The 15,591-nt window shown below is 45.5% G+C and carries 20 protein-coding genes; 2 read left to right on the top strand and 18 right to left on the bottom strand.

Features of this window, described 5'->3' with window-relative positions:
* Nucleotides 1-88: 88 nt before the first annotated feature.
* The 10 genes from atpH to B2X00_RS04620 form a co-directional block, all read right to left on the bottom strand.
* Nucleotides 89-622, bottom strand: a complete 534-nt coding sequence (gene atpH / locus B2X00_RS04665) for a F0F1 ATP synthase subunit delta (RefSeq protein WP_273269134.1) — start codon at nt 620-622, stop codon at nt 89-91.
* A 17-nt stretch (nt 623-639) separates the two neighbouring features.
* A complete protein-coding gene (atpF, locus tag B2X00_RS04660; RefSeq protein WP_071462822.1) occupies nt 640-1,110 on the bottom strand; it encodes a F0F1 ATP synthase subunit B in 471 nt (156 codons plus the stop codon).
* 37 nt (nt 1,111-1,147) lie between these two features.
* Complete coding sequence (gene atpE / locus B2X00_RS04655; protein ID WP_006954753.1) at nt 1,148-1,405, bottom strand: F0F1 ATP synthase subunit C; 258 nt, start codon at nt 1,403-1,405, stop codon at nt 1,148-1,150.
* A gap of 54 nt (nt 1,406-1,459) precedes the next feature.
* A complete protein-coding gene (atpB, locus tag B2X00_RS04650; RefSeq protein WP_071462823.1) occupies nt 1,460-2,257 on the bottom strand; it encodes a F0F1 ATP synthase subunit A in 798 nt (265 codons plus the stop codon).
* Between the two features lie 12 nt (nt 2,258-2,269).
* Nucleotides 2,270-2,605 (bottom strand): ATP synthase subunit I, encoded by a 336-nt coding sequence (locus B2X00_RS04645; RefSeq protein WP_290486312.1) that lies wholly within the window; start codon nt 2,603-2,605, stop codon nt 2,270-2,272.
* A gap of 212 nt (nt 2,606-2,817) precedes the next feature.
* A complete protein-coding gene (locus tag B2X00_RS04640) occupies nt 2,818-3,714 on the bottom strand; it encodes a ParB/RepB/Spo0J family partition protein (RefSeq protein WP_290486311.1) in 897 nt (298 codons plus the stop codon).
* 31 nt (nt 3,715-3,745) lie between these two features.
* Nucleotides 3,746-4,543, bottom strand: coding sequence for a ParA family protein (locus B2X00_RS04635; protein ID WP_071462826.1), 798 nt, complete (start codon nt 4,541-4,543; stop codon nt 3,746-3,748).
* A 20-nt stretch (nt 4,544-4,563) separates the two neighbouring features.
* Nucleotides 4,564-5,211, bottom strand: coding sequence for a 16S rRNA (guanine(527)-N(7))-methyltransferase RsmG (rsmG, locus tag B2X00_RS04630; RefSeq protein ID WP_290486310.1), 648 nt, complete (start codon nt 5,209-5,211; stop codon nt 4,564-4,566).
* Nucleotides 5,212-5,214: 3 nt separating this feature from the next.
* Complete coding sequence (gene mnmG / locus B2X00_RS04625; protein WP_290486309.1) at nt 5,215-7,110, bottom strand: tRNA uridine-5-carboxymethylaminomethyl(34) synthesis enzyme MnmG; 1,896 nt, start codon at nt 7,108-7,110, stop codon at nt 5,215-5,217.
* Nucleotides 7,111-7,564: 454 nt separating this feature from the next.
* Nucleotides 7,565-8,026 carry a flavodoxin domain-containing protein gene (locus B2X00_RS04620; protein WP_290486308.1) on the bottom strand — a complete coding sequence of 154 codons (462 nt, stop codon included), beginning with the start codon at nt 8,024-8,026 and terminating at the stop codon, nt 7,565-7,567.
* 56 nt (nt 8,027-8,082) lie between these two features.
* On the opposite strand from B2X00_RS04620, the gene B2X00_RS04615 reads away from it, so the two are divergent.
* On the top strand, nt 8,083-8,571 hold the full coding sequence (locus tag B2X00_RS04615) for a beta-lactamase hydrolase domain-containing protein (RefSeq protein WP_290486307.1): 489 nt from the start codon (nt 8,083-8,085) through the stop codon (nt 8,569-8,571).
* Here the strand turns inward: B2X00_RS04615 and gloA are convergent.
* A complete protein-coding gene (gene gloA / locus B2X00_RS04610) occupies nt 8,551-9,102 on the bottom strand; it encodes a lactoylglutathione lyase (protein WP_071462831.1) in 552 nt (183 codons plus the stop codon). The genes B2X00_RS04615 and gloA overlap by 21 nt on opposite strands.
* Nucleotides 9,103-9,122: 20 nt before the next feature.
* On the opposite strand from gloA, the gene B2X00_RS04605 reads away from it, so the two are divergent.
* The gene (locus B2X00_RS04605) at nt 9,123-9,428 is read left to right on the top strand and encodes a GIY-YIG nuclease family protein (protein WP_290486306.1); all 306 of its coding nucleotides are present in this window, start codon (nt 9,123-9,125) and stop codon (nt 9,426-9,428) included.
* Here the strand turns inward: B2X00_RS04605 and B2X00_RS04600 are convergent.
* The 7 genes from B2X00_RS04600 to rpmH form a co-directional block, all read right to left on the bottom strand.
* The gene (locus tag B2X00_RS04600; protein WP_071462832.1) at nt 9,418-9,744 is read right to left on the bottom strand and encodes a DUF2007 domain-containing protein; all 327 of its coding nucleotides are present in this window, start codon (nt 9,742-9,744) and stop codon (nt 9,418-9,420) included. The genes B2X00_RS04605 and B2X00_RS04600 overlap by 11 nt on opposite strands.
* Nucleotides 9,707-11,422: an FUSC family protein gene (locus B2X00_RS04595; protein WP_290486305.1), complete on the bottom strand. Its 1,716-nt coding sequence runs from the start codon at nt 11,420-11,422 to the stop codon at nt 9,707-9,709. Before B2X00_RS04595 ends, B2X00_RS04600 begins: the two co-directional genes overlap by 38 nt.
* 5 nt (nt 11,423-11,427) lie before the next feature.
* The gene (gene mnmE / locus B2X00_RS04590; protein WP_071462834.1) at nt 11,428-12,831 is read right to left on the bottom strand and encodes a tRNA uridine-5-carboxymethylaminomethyl(34) synthesis GTPase MnmE; all 1,404 of its coding nucleotides are present in this window, start codon (nt 12,829-12,831) and stop codon (nt 11,428-11,430) included.
* A gap of 123 nt (nt 12,832-12,954) precedes the next feature.
* The gene (gene yidC, locus B2X00_RS04585; RefSeq protein ID WP_290486304.1) at nt 12,955-14,619 is read right to left on the bottom strand and encodes a membrane protein insertase YidC; all 1,665 of its coding nucleotides are present in this window, start codon (nt 14,617-14,619) and stop codon (nt 12,955-12,957) included.
* Nucleotides 14,620-14,643: 24 nt separating this feature from the next.
* Nucleotides 14,644-14,922, bottom strand: coding sequence for a membrane protein insertion efficiency factor YidD (gene yidD, locus B2X00_RS04580; protein ID WP_083405032.1), 279 nt, complete (start codon nt 14,920-14,922; stop codon nt 14,644-14,646).
* Complete coding sequence (rnpA, locus tag B2X00_RS04575; RefSeq protein ID WP_071462835.1) at nt 14,877-15,248, bottom strand: ribonuclease P protein component; 372 nt, start codon at nt 15,246-15,248, stop codon at nt 14,877-14,879. Before rnpA ends, yidD begins: the two co-directional genes overlap by 46 nt.
* A gap of 19 nt (nt 15,249-15,267) precedes the next feature.
* Nucleotides 15,268-15,402, bottom strand: a complete 135-nt coding sequence (rpmH, locus tag B2X00_RS04570) for a 50S ribosomal protein L34 (protein ID WP_290486303.1) — start codon at nt 15,400-15,402, stop codon at nt 15,268-15,270.
* Nucleotides 15,403-15,591: the final 189 nt, after the last annotated feature.

Below are 15,591 nucleotides of genomic sequence, written 5' to 3'. Positions count from 1 at the left end.
GCTTCGCTGGTGACTTCGAACTTCTCAATACGCTCTTTGATTAGTTCTGCGATTTCATTTGAATTCAGTTGCATGCTCAAGTCCCCAATTAGGATTGCAGTGCATAAGCAAGCCGTTCAAGCTTGCCACGCAGAGAACCGTCAATGACGGTATCGCCTGCTTGAATAGTTAATCCGCCAATCATTGACGCATCTACACTGCAGTTCAGCTTAATTTTGCGTTGCAAACGTGCTTCGAGTGCCTTAGAAAGCTCAGCTTGCTGAGCATCCGACATTTCGACCGCACCCGTTACATCTACGACAATTTCCTTTTCGTAATCTGCACGAAGCACGTTAAATTGTTCCAACACCGCTGGCAGGGCAGTTAAACGTTCGTTTTCTGCCATTACCTTAATAAGATTCTGTGCTTGTTCGGTTAATGCGTCACCACATACTCCGATAAACACTTCACTCGTGCGACCAACGGTAGCAGAGCTGCTCAAAAAGCTCGCCATACGTTCATCTTTTGCCACTGAAGCGGCGAAAGACAACATCTCGGCCCACTTATCGAGCGCTCCTTGTTGCAAAGCAAAATCAAAAGCTGCTTTTGCGTAGGGGCGAGCGACAGTAGTCAGTTCTGACATAAGCTCAAACCCCTTGATTAAAGTTCAGCGACGAGTTTTTCAACGATGTCGCGATGAGCGTTCTCATCAATTTCACGCTCAATAATTTTCTGAGCACCAGTAACAGCCAGTACAGCGACTTGCTTACGCAACTCTTCACGAGCGCGATGGCGTTCAGCTTCGACTTCCTCATGACCAGACGCGACGATTTTCTCGCGCTCTTCGTGTCCACGCTGAGTCTCGTCTTCGACGATTTTAGCGCCACGCTTTTTAGCCTGTTCAATGATTTCAGCCGCTTGCTGTTTAGCCTCTTTAAGCTGCTCAGCGATGTCTTCCTGGGCTTTCTCTAAATCTTTTTGAGCACGTTCACCAGCATTGAGACCATCAGCAATTTTCTTCTGACGCTCTTCAATTGCGTTGATGATCGGTGGCCACACGAACTTCATGCAGAACCACACGAACACGGCGAACGCGATCGATTGTCCAATTATAGTAGCGTTGATATCCACAACGGACCTCCTTTATTTGGTGACCGTCGAATCGCGCTTAGCCTGCTACCTGAGTTAAGAACGGGTTTGCGAATGTGAATAGCAAAGCAACCGCAACACCGATCATAGCGATAGCATCGATAAGACCTGCAACGATGAACATTTTAACTTGTAATTGAGGCGCTAGTTCTGGTTGACGAGCGGCCGCTTCCAAGAATTTGCCACCCAACATACCGAAGCCAAGCGCTGTACCCAACGCAGCAAGACCGATCATGATTGATACAGCGATAGCGGTAAAAGCAACTACAGTTTCCATTGATATCTCCAATTTTCAGTAGATTAAAGTTAAAAAATAAAAGTAAAACAAAACTTAGTGTTCAGATGATGCCATGCTTAAGTAAACGATGGTCAACATCATGAAAATAAACGCTTGTAACACGATAACGAGGATATGGAATACAGCCCAAGCGAAATGCGCTGGCAACTGGAAGAATCCAATCATCGCAATAAGAATAAAGATCAATTCACCCGCGTAGAGGTTACCAAACAAACGCAGTGCCAGCGACGCCGGCTTAGCGAGTAGCGTGATACTCTCGAGCACAAAGTTCACAGGCACAAGCGCCCAGTGATTAAATGGCGTAAACGTCATTTCTTTGGCAAAGCCCTTGATGCCTTTGTATTTGATCGAATAGATAATGATCAAAGCAAACACACTTAAGCTTAACGCGAATGTAGTATTCAGGTCGGTCGTAGGAACGACTTTGAAATACACGTCATGCGGATCATTAACGAAACCTAGCCAGTAGCCCGTATACATTGCCGCAGTTGGCAGCCAGTCCACAGGCACTAAGTCCATCAAGTTCATCAGGAATATCCAGACGAAGATGGTCAAAGCTAAAGGTGCTATGAGTTTATCTTTGCCGTGAAATGACTCTTTGACGCTGTTATCGACAAACTCGACAACCATTTCGACAAAGCATTGCCACTTACCAGGTACCCCCGCAGAGGATTTTTTGGCTACTCTGCGGAAACTCCACAGAAATAGCACACCTAGTAACACGGACCAGAAGATAGTATCGACATTTACCGCCCAGAATCCTTCACCAACCGTCCAGTTTTGAAGGTGGTGTTGAATATACTGAGTCGGAGTTTGCTCTCCACTTACCATGTTGTTTCCCAGTTACGTTGATTTTAAAAACAAAATCGGTGCAATCCACTGTGCAACAACGGCTAAAATAAAGCCGGTTAATAACCACAATGCATTAGAATCTGTAAGCAGTAAAACTAAACTAAGCAGCACTGCTGTAAGTATTAGCTTGACGCCTTCACCAACAAAAAAGCTCTTTACCACTTGTTGGTTTGCTCGTGCGCCCGCATATCTAAACGCTATCCAGCCAAACAATGCATTGGGTAGTATTGCTGATAGGCTACCCAAGAAAGCTGCCATTGCAGCATCAGTTTGACCAACTAAAAAGGCTAAAATGGCTGTGCCTACTGACACAACTAACTGACTCAAAACCGTTTTTCGTGCTAGTTTTTTTCCTGCCAAAGCAAGTGGCTGAGTCACTATTGAACCTTTTCTCAAAATTTGGTTGTTGACCTATTTTTAAACAGGCGCAAATAAACTCGCGCTAGTATAAAGATCTGCCTGCTAAATGCAAACAAATTTGGCTACAGCCTTTGAGTTTAACGCTACTTAACATACCCGTTACAAATGTGACAACAGGACTATTTTATGTGGGCTAATATGCCGTCTAACTCATCCAAGTTAGTGTAATTGATAACGACTTTACCTTTGCCTTTGCGTCCATGGTTTATAGATACCTTGGCACCAAGACGCTCGGATAAAGAGGTCTCTAATCGCTCGATATCGGCATCTGGTTCAGGTTTGTCTTGTTGCTTAGGGGGCTCGATGGTTTTACGAACTAGTTTTTCAGCTTCGCGCACTGTCATATCTTTCGCAGCAATATGTTGTGCGACATTGGCTTGTTGCTCACCTTCAAGGGCTAATAGAAGTTTGGCATGGCCTAGCTCAATATCACCGCGTTCAAGTAACAGTTTGACGCTGGCTTCGAGGTTATTGAGACGGAGTAAATTAGTTACGGTGGTACGCGACTTACCAACCGCTTGTGCGACGTCTTGATGTGTCATATTAAATTCATCAAGTAATCTTTGTAGTGCAGTTGCCTCTTCCATCGCATTCAGATCTTCACGCTGAATATTCTCGATTAAGGCAATGGCCACGGCAGCTTCGTCCGGAACATCTTTGACCAAACATGGAACTAGCTCTAGTTTAGCGAGCTGTGCAGCACGCCAGCGCCGTTCACCGGCGATAATTTCATACTCATCATCGGCGATAATACGAACAACGATAGGCTGAATGATGCCTTGTGCCTTCACTGAGGCTGCTAGGTCCTCAAGTGCTTCGGGCGACATGTCTTTACGTGGTTGATAGCGTCCAGGTTTGAGGTGTTCTATCGGTAACTTTTGTAGTTCGCCTTTAACTAACACATTGGCGTCATCATCAACTTGCGCCTGATGATCATCTGAGCGTTGTTGACTCGCCGAATTGCTTGTCAATAAAGCGTCTAATCCTCGACCTAAACCACGTTTTTTCGGCGACATACTCTGTTTCCCCAAACCCTACTAATCGTTGTTATGAATTGACTGCTTGTTCTTCTTTATCGCGTTTTTCCGCACGACGAATAATCTCACCCGCAAGTGAGAGATACGCTTTAGCACCAGTGGATGACTTATCGTAATACATTGCAGGTGCACCAAATGACGGCGCTTCAGCTAGACGCACATTGCGGGGAATAACAGTGCGATACACTTTTTCACCGAAATGCTGTTTAAGCTGTTCTGATACGTCATTAGCTAAACGATTGCGCGGATCGTACATAGTACGGAGAATCCCTTCAATTGTCAGGCTTGGATTGACCACTTCGGCGAGTTGTCTGATGGTATCCATTAATGCAGTAAGGCCCTCTAAGGCATAATACTCGCATTGCATGGGAACTAAAATGGAATCAGCCGCGGCCATTGCATTAACTGTCAACATATTCAATGAAGGTGGACAATCTATGAAGATGTAGTCGTAGTCGTCCTGAACAGTTTTCAGTGCGTTACGAAGGCGAACCTCTCGTGCAAAAAATTCCATCAACTTAATTTCGGCAGCTGTAACATCCGAGTTTGCGGCGATTAAGTGATATTTACCGTTGGTATCGGTAACAACGACTTCTTTAACCGGCTTTTCGTCTACCAATAGCTCATATACGGTGTTATCGACTTCATATTTATCGACACCGCTACCCATGGTTGCATTGCCCTGCGGATCGAGGTCAATTAACAACACTTTGCGTTTAGTTGCCGCCATTGATGCGGCCAAGTTCACTGCGGTGGTCGTTTTGCCCACGCCGCCTTTTTGATTAGCTATCGCAATAGTTGTAGCCACGGGTGCATCACCTCTTATTATTAATGGGCGTTAATAGGACGGATAATAACCATGTGTCGCTCACCTTCCAAACCAGGTACCGATAATCGGTGCACGTCATCAATACCAAATTGCGGATCAAGATCGGTGATCTCTTGCTCAGGATACGTGCCTTTAAGCGCGTAAAAGCAACCTGAAGGTTTTGGTAAATGATGACACCATGCAAGCATATCATTAAGCGACGCAAAGGCTCTACTTAACACACCGTCAAAATCATGTAAGCGTGTTTGATAAGCCTCAACGCGGCTTTGCACAGCTGTCACATTATTAATATTGAGTTCGTGGCACACTTGTCTGATGAAGCGTATCCGTTTGCCCAAGCTATCCAACAGCACGAACTCACAGTGTGGCATACAAATCGCTAATGGCAAGCCGGGTAAACCAGGGCCCGTACCCACATCAATAAACTGTTCACCTTTCAGGTGGGGCAAGACGACCAAGCTATCGACGATATGTTTCGCGAGCATCTCGTTTGGATCGCGTACTGAGGTGAGGTTATACGCCTTGTTCCATTTGTCGAGCAATTCAACCAATTTGATGAGTTTGCTCACTTGCTCATCCGAAATTGATGCACGCACCGACTCATCAGTGCGTGCCAATAAACTCTCTAATTTTGCTTTCAAACTCATCCCTTAAGCGCTTTTTCTGAGTAAGCCTTGTTTTTTAAGGTGTACAAGCAACATTGAAATTGCTGCAGGTGTAATACCTGAAATACGAGCAGCTTTGCCTACCGTCTCTGGTTGGTGCTGATTTAATTTAGCTATAACTTCGTTTGATAAACCTTTAATGCTCGTATAATCAAACTGATTAGGTAAACGCGTATTTTCATGGCGTTGTTGCTTAGCAATCTCATCTTGCTGCCGCGAAATATAGCCTGCATATTTAGTTTGAATCTCAACCTGTTCAGCGGCAGCTAAATCGCTCAAACCTGGCTCGAAAAAAGGCGTTTTTACCAATTGTTGATAGTTTACCTCAGGACGACGTAGTAGCTCCTCACCACTAACCTCTTTGGTTATTGGACTTTTTACAAACGCATTAATACTATCGATTTCTGGATGATCTTTGTGAACCCAAGTGCTGCGTAAACGCTGCTTTTCTTGCTCGATGGCTTCCATTTTTAAGTTAAACGCTTGCCAACGGTCGTCATCAACGAGACCAAGTTCACGACCTTTTTCAGTTAAACGAATATCTGCGTTATCTTCACGCAGTAACAAGCGGTATTCGGCACGCGATGTAAACATACGGTAAGGCTCTTGTGTACCCAAGGTCGATAGATCATCAATGAGTACGCCCATATAAGCTTGATCACGACGAGGCGACCATGTTTCTTTGTCTTGAGCTAAGCGCGCTGCATTCAAGCCTGCAATCAAACCTTGTGCGCCCGCTTCTTCGTAGCCCGTGGTGCCGTTAATTTGCCCCGCAAAGAATAAACCATTAATCACTTTGGTTTCCAACGATTGTTTAAGATCACGCGGATCAAAATAATCATATTCGATCGCATAGCCAGGGCGCGTAATAACAGCATTCTCAAAACCACGAATTGACTGAACCAATTGCTGTTGAACGTCAAAAGGCAAACTCGTTGAGATCCCATTGGGATACACTTCAAATGTATTGAGGCCCTCAGGCTCTACAAATATTTGATGCGACGCTTTGTCCGCAAAACGGACAATTTTATCTTCAATTGAAGGACAGTAACGCGGCCCAACACCTTCAATCTCACCTGAATACATGGGTGAACGATCAAGCCCTGAACGAATCACATCATGAGTTTGTTCATTGGTATGTGTGATATAGCAAGGAATCTGCTGAGGGTGATCGGCACGACTTCCCAAGTATGAAAACACGGGAGTTGGTGTATCACCGGGTTGTTCTTGCATGACTGAAAAGTCAATTGAATGACTTGCTATTCGAGGTGGAGTACCTGTTTTTAAGCGATCAACGCGAAGCGGTAACGCGCGTAAACGTTGTGATAGGGCGTTTGCCGGTGGATCGCCTGCACGACCGCCTTGGTAATTGTCTAAACCAATATGAATGCGGCCACCTAGAAAAGTACCTACGGTCAAAACAACTGAGCGAGCATAGAATTTTAAACCCATTTGAGTTACTACGCCCGTCACCTGATCATTTTCTACGATCAGATCGTCACAACCTTGCTGGAATAAGGTTAAATTGGGTTGAGTTTCTAACGCATAACGAATCGCCTGTTTATATAACTGGCGGTCGGCTTGCGCTCTTGTGGCACGCACGGCTGGGCCTTTCGACGAGTTCAATGTTCTGAATTGAATGCCTGCTTTATCAGCAGCTTTTGCCATGATACCGCCTAGCGCATCGATCTCTTTAACCAAATGCCCTTTGCCGATACCACCGATCGCTGGGTTACAAGACATTTGTCCCAAAGTATCAATGTTGTGTGTCAGCAATAAAGTACGCGATCCCATACGTGCTGCTGCAAGCGCTGCTTCGGTACCTGCGTGTCCACCACCGACGACAATGACGTCATAGGTTTGGGCGTTATTTTTCAACATTCAGAACAACCTCGATGAAAGGAGATAAAAATAAAACTGATCATCATCAGTGAACCGCGTATTTTAACGCGTTTTGCTTGTGATCGAAACGGTTATTTTTTATTCAGACTGTAAAGCTTTACTCGATCAATAAAGATCAGTAAAGGATCTTTATTTAGATCTTTATTATTGTTTCTATTAGGATCGCGTTTTCTGTGAATAGATCGCTGAACCCCTTGTTTTACGTGCTTTAAAGGGCGATCAAAACATGTGAAAAAGATCCCTTAAACTGCGATCATAGATCGTGGATAACTAGGGTGTTTATACACAGCTCGGTTTATCCCCACAGTTATACCCAATTCAGTGACAGCCCTTATGGGCGCTTATCCTTATTTTGATCACAAGTAAAAAAAAATGTGAATAGAACTGTGGATACGATCATCAGATCGGCGTCCAAAGTCTTTTAAACCCGCGATCACTGTTGTGGGTATGATCGCAGTTTATCGATCGATTGATTTATCCAATATGATGCTTTTTGTTCTGGATCGTCGTGCATCATATCTATCTCTAATCGCTCAAATAGTCGGGTAGCATGTAAAATGCTGAGCTGTTCATCGCAATGTCGGCCCGCTTCACAAAAGGTGTCATAACAAGATTCGCCAATGGCACAGACTGCATAGCTAAGATCGGGCAACGTAGGGGCATCGGCCTCCGCAATGACATCATAAAAATCGAGCATTGAGTCGGCATAGTCGCCTGCACCATGAGTGGCCAGGAAGATCAGCCAAATGCCCGATTTGGGTAAACTGTCGAAAGTCGGTTCGTAATGCATCTCGGTGGAAAGATCATGACTTTCTAGAACTTCTTGAACGTGATCGGCTAGCGCTTCCGTGTTACCCGAGGTGGTGCCGACCAATATATGTATCGTATTCGTCATGGTTAAATGCTTAAATAGTTGTAACAGATATCGCTATTGTACAGGAGTGAACTATCGTGCGTGCAATTTATCTATGCTTAGTTGTTGTATTGAGTATTCCATTATTTACCACGGCAAAAGGCATCGAGAACGCAAAGCAAGTTGAACAAAATCTTTGGGTTATGGGAATGCCCACTAACGCCGACATTGAGCGTTTCGCCGAGCAAGGCGGTGATATAGTGGTCAGCTTGTTATCGGTGTCGGAGCAATCCCAAACTGCTGAGTCAACATGGGTCACACACCATGGCATGGCGTTCTATCACATCGCGATACCAGGCGCTGAGGGTTTGACGTTTGCGAAGGTGCGCCTATTAGATAAAGTGTTGCTCGAGCATAAAGAAAAAAACGTGCTGGTTCATTGCGCGTCGGGTAATCGTGTTGGTGCTTTGTTTGCTTTACGCGCAGCATGGCTCGACGGAAAGGATAAAGAGGTAGCGCTCAAAATCGGGCGTGAGCGAGGATTAACCTCGCTCGAAAAAACGGTATCAGAGATGATCGCGCAATAAATCAGGTTGGCGATTCGGGGTAAAGATCTCGATCCAATAACCATCGGGGTCTTTTATAAATGCGATGCCTTTCATATTGCCATCATTGGGCTTTTTCTGGAATTCAACACCGAGTTCCTCAAAGCGCTCGCACGCCGAGTCAATATCGGGTACAGCAAAGCCGATATGACCAAAGCCTTTGGGCTCTTGGTTACCGTTATGGTAGGACACGTCATCATCATTCTCGTCCCCCCAGTTATGCGTGAGTTCCAGCATTGCTGGACGGCCGAATGTTTGGACGATGCGTTCATCATGATCAGTCGACCAATGACTGCGCTCCTCGGGTGAGATCGAAGCCATGAAATAAAGTGTGAACTTCATCTCAGGAAAGTCTAATCGCTTGATAAGCGTCATACCGAGTACTTCTGAATAAAACTTTAAAGTGCGCTCGGGGTCTTTAATCCGAAACATCGTCTGATTGAATACAAATTTATGGGTTGCGGGATCGTGATGTTCTGATAGCCCTTTAGCTTGGTCAAAATGACGACTCATGGAATGCTCCTAAGACAACAATGTGTGAATTACTAGAAATTGGGAATAAGACATTAAATTTCAAGCCAGAGCCTGAAGCTTGTTGGTATGTATACATGGTTGAATGTGGTGATCGATCACTCTATACGGGAGTCACTACATGTCTCGAGCGACGCATTCGTCAGCATAACGGCGAGTTAAGTGGTGGGGCTCGCTATACACAAAGTCGTCGACCTGTCTCGCTGACTTGGAGTCAGGGCCCATTTTCTAAGCGCCATGCGTGTCAGCTCGAAGCTCAATTGAAGCAGCTCTCACGATCACAAAAACGAAAGTTGATTAGTCTTTGATGGGTCGTTCTTTTTGGCACTGCCAACATTCTTCAAATGACCCGGGGTTGAGCTCACCACAACCAGAACAATACCACTCTGCATTATTAGCGCTATTTTGTTCGTAGAGGTTGAGGATCTGTTTAGCCGCATCGGAAGCGTCTGGCATGACGTAAATTGCAGTTTCGATGGCATCAGCCGGTAACTCACCAACACCGCCGGCACTGGGATTATTGGGAACGTGAACCTGAATCCCCTCAGCACGCAACAATCCGCCGAGTAATTCGGCTTCTATAGGGCTACTGGCGCGGTAAATCTTTATCCATTGATCGCTCATGAGACACCATGACTTGTTGATAACGGGATAACCAATTTATCACGCTTTTATACGAGGTGTGAGTTTTGTCAGCAATTTGTATGAGTTTAAATAATCGATGATAAAATCGTGCCCGATAGCGACGACGTCGCGAAGGGGATACGGATGTTTGGGTAAAGGCTTCAAGTTCCTGAGCGATCGCTATATTCAATGCATGTTCACGCCGAGCAAGATTCGTTGGATAGAGCAGTTTGTATCCGAGCATGGCTGTAATAGGGGCTAGTACCACGGCAAGCGCGATACTCACCGAATTAAATGCATCAAAGTTGTAAGGTATTACAGGCTGCATCAACAATAAAAAGACCAGAATAAAGTCCATACTACCGTTAATCGTGCGGTGATGTGATAAAGGAAATGCGGCGATAAACATAACAGGAAGAAGTGACATTACCATGGCGCCTGTACTTTCGAGATAAGGCCATATTGCGGCATGAATGACTATCGAGAGTATTGCTCCAGCACATTGGCCAATGAATACCGTTTTCATTGTCTTAGCTGGATTATCGGTGGTAGAAAACAGCGTTAGCATGATACTTGCGCCCAGCAGCAAAAATGCGATTTGAAACCACTCCGTATACCACCAGAGAGCACTAATTAAACCCATGATGACCATGGTTCGAATACTGGCCTCGCGTGCGCCTGTCCAATCACGATGTAGCAAAGATAATGAGCGACGGGTTGATGAGGCCGCGCGACCGGAGTCACGAAATGACAGGCGTTCATCACAGGCTTCGATAAATTCATCAAACGCAACGCGTAATTGAGGTTGTTTTATATCCAGAGTGGCCTGCTTTAATGCGGTGAGAATATCTAACCGTTTAGCGTTTTGTCGGAGTAGATCAGCTGCCGTGAGTAAGTGTTTACTTACGTTTTCATTCTCTTTAATTGGGGAGAAGTAAACCTGAGATAGCCACTCGAGTTGACTATTAATCACCTTTCTGACCAACCTTGCTGACTCGTGCGCAGCAGGAGAACCTGTCCCATGTTCGAGCAATTGCGCTTCAATCTGTGCCAGTTTTGATAGTCGGTCATCAAAATTTAGCGATGTTTTGTCTTGCTTACTGATTGATTGTGCTACATTTTCTAAAGAAATAATGGTCTCGCGACGCATTTGGTTTATGAGACTTTGCTCGGCTCGTTTGTACGTAAATAACCAACCAACTACAAGTGCCATCATGACACCAACAAACACGGTTAATAGTCTATCGATGCCCAAAGGCAAGAGCGCATCAGGGCTGCGACTGAGCAAGGCGACCATAGAAGCGGAATAGCCCGCCAAAATAGTGCCGTAAGATACTAACCCGTGGATCAAGTTACCAAGATAAACACAGAGAGCGACCCAAAACGTGAGACCTATCGCGACAGGCAGTATTTGATGATCCGCTGTCACCACCAAAATCATTCCAAACAATGTTCCGATTAAGGTGCCTAGCGCGCGATATGCGCCTTTTTCTAATAGCAGACCGCGGGTGGGTTGCGAAACAGCCCAAACGGTCATAGCAGACCATTGTGGGTGTTCCAATCCCAACGCCCAGGCTATGATAAGTGATAAGCAGGCAGCTAACGCAGTCCGCAACCCAAAACGGAAACGAATATAATCAAAACCGAGTTTAGCGAGCGGCTGCCTTAGAAGCTGCATGGGCGTTATTTACCGATACAGAATGAACCAAAGATCTGGCCCAACAGATCATCTGAGGTAAATTCGCCCGTGATCTCGTTTAAATGTTGTTGGGTCAAACGAAGCTCTTCAGCGAGTAGCTCTCCGGCAAGGTTAAGTTCCAGGTGCTCTTGTCCGAGTAGCAAATGAGATTTGGCTTTTTCTAACGCATCAAGATGACGGCGACGCGCCATAAAGCTTCCTTCCGAGGTGGCGCTATAACCCACACAATGTTTTAGGTGTTCACGCAGTTGTTCAATACCATGTCCTGTCTTAGCCGACAATTGAATCACTGGGATACCATTATGTTCGGTTAACCCCGTGCTTTCCTGTGTCAGATCGATTTTATTGCGTATGACAGTAAAGGGCATGTCGTCTGGGAGTTGTGCAAAGAACTCTGGCCAAATATCGTCTGGATGAATCGCGCTGGTCTCCTGACTATCAACCATAAACAGCACGCGGTCGGCTTGGCGAATCTCATCCCATGCGCGTTCAATACCAATACGTTCGACTTGGTCGGGTGAATCTCGTAAACCCGCGGTATCAATAATATGAAGTGGCATACCGTCAATTTGAATATGCTCGCGAAGTACGTCGCGAGTTGTGCCTGCAATTTCAGTGACAATTGCGGATTCGCGACCGGCTAAAGCGTTCAATAAGCTTGATTTACCGGCATTTGGACGTCCCGCAATCACAATACGCATCCCTTCACGCATTAAAGTGCCTTGCTTGGCTTGTTGTTCTATATGGAACAGCTGATCAACGATTTCAGCCAAATCATTGGCGACCTTGCCATCAGAGAGAAAGTCGATTTCTTCATCTGGAAAATCGATAGCTGCTTCAACGTACATGCGTAAGTGAATAACAGCGTCGACCAGGACGTCTATTTTGTGAGAAAACTCACCTTTCAAACTTTGCAATGCAGCCTTTGCAGCTTGCTCAGAATTAGTATCAATGAGATCGGCTATGGCTTCGGCTTGGGTTAAATCGAGTTTATCATTTAAAAATGCACGCTCGCTGAACTCGCCAGGCCGCGCAGGGCGGATATCGGGCAACTCAAGAATCGCCTTGATAATCATATCAATAAGAACAGGCCCACCGTGTCCTTGAAGCTCCAGCACATCCTCACCAGTGAATGAGTTCGGACCTTTGAAAAATAGTGCAATGCCTTCGTCTAACAAATGACCTTCTTTGTCGTAAAAAGGGACATACTCCGCTTTTCGTGGAGGTGGGCAGTGGCCAATCAGCGCCTCGGCTACTTGTTGCGCTTGAGGACCGCTAACACGAACAATACCGACGCCACCGCGACCGGGTGGAGTTGCTTGTGCGACGATACTGTCATTACTAAACTCATCGTCGGTAATCGTTGGTTCATGTACTGAAGGGTTCATAAATCGGACCTCAACGCTAAAAATAAATGAAACTACAGACTAGTTTACAAGAAAATCGCGACTAGTCGTTTAGAAAAAGCAAAGCCCGGTCGAAACCGGGCTTTTTATAGTTACGTTGTGCAGTTATTTACCGCGAACGTTAATGCCTTTCTTCTCTAGCCCGTTATAAATAATGAGCATTTGAGCAATGGTAATCAGGTTACTGACTAACCAATAAAGTACCAAACCTGACGGGAACCATAAGAAGAATACCGTAAATATGACAGGCATATACTGGAATAGCTTCTGTTGCATTGGATCAGTTGCCGGCGTCGGTTGAAGACGCTGCATAAAGAACATGCTGGCACCCATTAAAATAGGCAGAATGTAATATGGGTCCTTAGTTGATAGATCTTGAATCCAGAATATGAACGACGAGTGACGTAGTTCCACACTTTCTAGCAGCACCCAGTAAAGCGATAAGAAAATCGGTAACTGCAATAACATAGGTAAGCAGCCGCCAAGAGGGTTCACCTTCTCCTCTTTGTACAGCTTCATCATTGCTTGACCCATTTTCTGGCGGTCATCGCCATAGCGTTCACGCAGTGATTTCATCTTAGGTTGAAGCAAGCGCATTTTCGCCATAGAGACGTATTGTGCTTTCGTCAGTGGGAACAAGAGGGCTTTGATAATAACGGTAACGAGGATAATCGCCAGACCCCAGTTAATCACAAAGCTTTGCAAGAATTGCAGTAGCTTGAATATGGGTTGCGCTAACCACCACAGGAAGCCGTAATCAACTGTTAAATCAAGGTAAGGTGCAACTTTCGCCATCGCGTCTTGGTCTTTGGGACCAACAAACAGGGTTGAGTCGATGGTTTGTGAGCTACCCGGTTGAACCGTTGTTGATGGATATAAAACCCCAATAACAGCTTGATTTGAGCGAGTGACTTGCGAGTAAAATTTATTCTGCTGAGTTTGAGTCGGCACCCATGCGGCAACAAAGTAATGCTGAAGCATACTGACCCAACCCGTCTGGGTTGTGACGTTCAGCTTTTTCTCGCGCATGTCATCAAACGGATACTTCTCAAACTTATCTTCATCTTGAGAATACGCTGCACCAAAATAGGTCGGCATGATCATGCTACCGCTCTCACCTGCAGTCATTGTTTGCTGCAACTGCCCGTAGAACTGTAACTGAGCGGCCTCTGAGCCTTGGTTTTCAATCGCATAGTTGACACCGATATCGTAGTGCCCGCGCTTGATAATGAAGGTTTTAGTAACGTTAAGGCCCGACTCGGTTTGTGTGGTTAAAGGCACTTCAAGGGTATCGCCTTCTAAGCGGTAACGCTCCTGAGTCGCTTGATATTGAGCGCGACCGTTATTTGAATCGATGCCCTGAGGACCAATGAGTCCAGATTGAGCAATATAAATGTGGTTACTATTACGCTTTAGTAATTGGAAGCGTTCTTCGGAATCCAGTGTTGCAGCAAACTCTAGTAATTTTGCTGAAACAATATCACCGCCATTCAAATCGATTTTTAATTCGAGTTCATCGGTTACAACGGTAATAAGGCGACCATTACTGGTAATCGCATTGGGACTGTTACTCTCAGGAACAGCGTTGTCAGCTGTATTTGAACCCGCTTGAGGAACAGTGGAGTTATTTTGACTTTGATCTTGCTGCGCGGTTTGTTGTGTTTGCTGAGGCGCTTTCGTGCCTGGGGCAGTGTCGATTGTCCATTGCTGGAACAAGAAGAACGACACAACAATAAACGCAACCAATAGTATCGAGCGTGGCGAATTCATAATGATTTCGTCTCTATTACTTGTCTATTTCTTTGACTGTGAATGATTCGGTTCGATGTTATCAGAAGAAACTTCCGGCACAGGATCGAAACCACCTTCGGAACCCGGATGACAACGGCTAAGCCTTTTTGCTGCCAATCCAATGCCGCGTATTGTACCGTGTTTCTGTATTGCCTCACAGGCATAATGTGAACATGACGGATAAAAACGACATCGAGGGCCGATTAACGGCGAAATAACCAGCTGATAAAACTTTATCAGGCCGATTGGTATTGCTTGCAACGCTTTGCTAATTTTCGCCATAGATAATTTAACGTATCAGCCATTTGAGCATTATCGAGCGTATCAATGCCGTGTTTAGCAATGATGACAATATCGAACGCTGGAATATCATGCTGCTTAAGTCTGAATGTTTCGCGCACTTGACGCTTGAATCGATTCCGAGCGACAGCTGTTTTAGCACGTTTTTTACTGATAGTAACGCCAATTCTGGGATGCCCAAGTTGGTTAGGGCAGGCAAGCATGGTGATATGCGCTGTGACAGCTTTAACGGGAGGATTATCGAAAACCGTCTGGAAGTGCGAGGGAGTTAAGAGCCTTAACTCCCGTCCATAATGATAGTGCGTCACTGAATGGACACTATCTATCTTATGCGCTTAATACTTTACGACCACGTGCACGACGACGTGCAATAACCTTACGGCCATTTTTGGTTGCCATACGAGCACGGAAGCCATGCGCGCGCTTGCGCTTGAGAACGCTAGGTTGAAAAGTGCGTTTCATAACTCGTTATTCCCACGTGGTTTAGGACGGAAAATAAATTCCAAAAGACCCGGTCCAGTGAGGAACTAGCCGGGAGATTCAATTCAAGACCGGAAATTGTAGAGGCTTCCCGGGTTACGTGCAATTTTTTCCTTGTAAAAAATACCGCCTGTCCACGCAGGTGCCTGTCAGGGAGCACGCAATGGTGCA

Source organism: Idiomarina sp. UBA3162, assembly GCF_002364475.1.
GTDB lineage: Bacteria > Pseudomonadota > Gammaproteobacteria > Enterobacterales > Alteromonadaceae > Idiomarina.
This window is presented reverse-complemented; position numbering and strand designations above follow the sequence as displayed.

Excerpts from the sequence above, each read along its gene's own strand:
- atpH (WP_273269134.1), bottom strand. The coding sequence starts at position 622 with ATGTCAGAACTGACTACTGTCGCTCGCCCCTACGCAAAAGCAGCTTTT.
- atpE (WP_006954753.1), bottom strand. The coding sequence starts at position 1,405 with ATGGAAACTGTAGTTGCTTTTACCGCTATCGCTGTATCAATCATGATC.
- atpB (WP_071462823.1), bottom strand. The coding sequence starts at position 2,257 with ATGGTAAGTGGAGAGCAAACTCCGACTCAGTATATTCAACACCACCTT.
- B2X00_RS04640 (WP_290486311.1), bottom strand. The coding sequence starts at position 3,714 with ATGTCGCCGAAAAAACGTGGTTTAGGTCGAGGATTAGACGCTTTATTG.
- rsmG (WP_290486310.1), bottom strand. The coding sequence starts at position 5,211 with ATGAGTTTGAAAGCAAAATTAGAGAGTTTATTGGCACGCACTGATGAG.
- mnmG (WP_290486309.1), bottom strand. The coding sequence starts at position 7,110 with ATGTTGAAAAATAACGCCCAAACCTATGACGTCATTGTCGTCGGTGGT.
- B2X00_RS04620 (WP_290486308.1), bottom strand. The coding sequence starts at position 8,026 with ATGACGAATACGATACATATATTGGTCGGCACCACCTCGGGTAACACG.
- gloA (WP_071462831.1), bottom strand. The coding sequence starts at position 9,102 with ATGAGTCGTCATTTTGACCAAGCTAAAGGGCTATCAGAACATCACGAT.
- B2X00_RS04605 (WP_290486306.1), top strand. The coding sequence starts at position 9,123 with ATGTGTGAATTACTAGAAATTGGGAATAAGACATTAAATTTCAAGCCA.
- B2X00_RS04600 (WP_071462832.1), bottom strand. The coding sequence starts at position 9,744 with ATGAGCGATCAATGGATAAAGATTTACCGCGCCAGTAGCCCTATAGAA.
- B2X00_RS04595 (WP_290486305.1), bottom strand. The coding sequence starts at position 11,422 with ATGCAGCTTCTAAGGCAGCCGCTCGCTAAACTCGGTTTTGATTATATT.
- mnmE (WP_071462834.1), bottom strand. The coding sequence starts at position 12,831 with ATGAACCCTTCAGTACATGAACCAACGATTACCGACGATGAGTTTAGT.
- yidC (WP_290486304.1), bottom strand. The coding sequence starts at position 14,619 with ATGAATTCGCCACGCTCGATACTATTGGTTGCGTTTATTGTTGTGTCG.
- yidD (WP_083405032.1), bottom strand. The coding sequence starts at position 14,922 with ATGGCGAAAATTAGCAAAGCGTTGCAAGCAATACCAATCGGCCTGATA.
- rpmH (WP_290486303.1), bottom strand. The coding sequence starts at position 15,402 with ATGAAACGCACTTTTCAACCTAGCGTTCTCAAGCGCAAGCGCGCGCAT.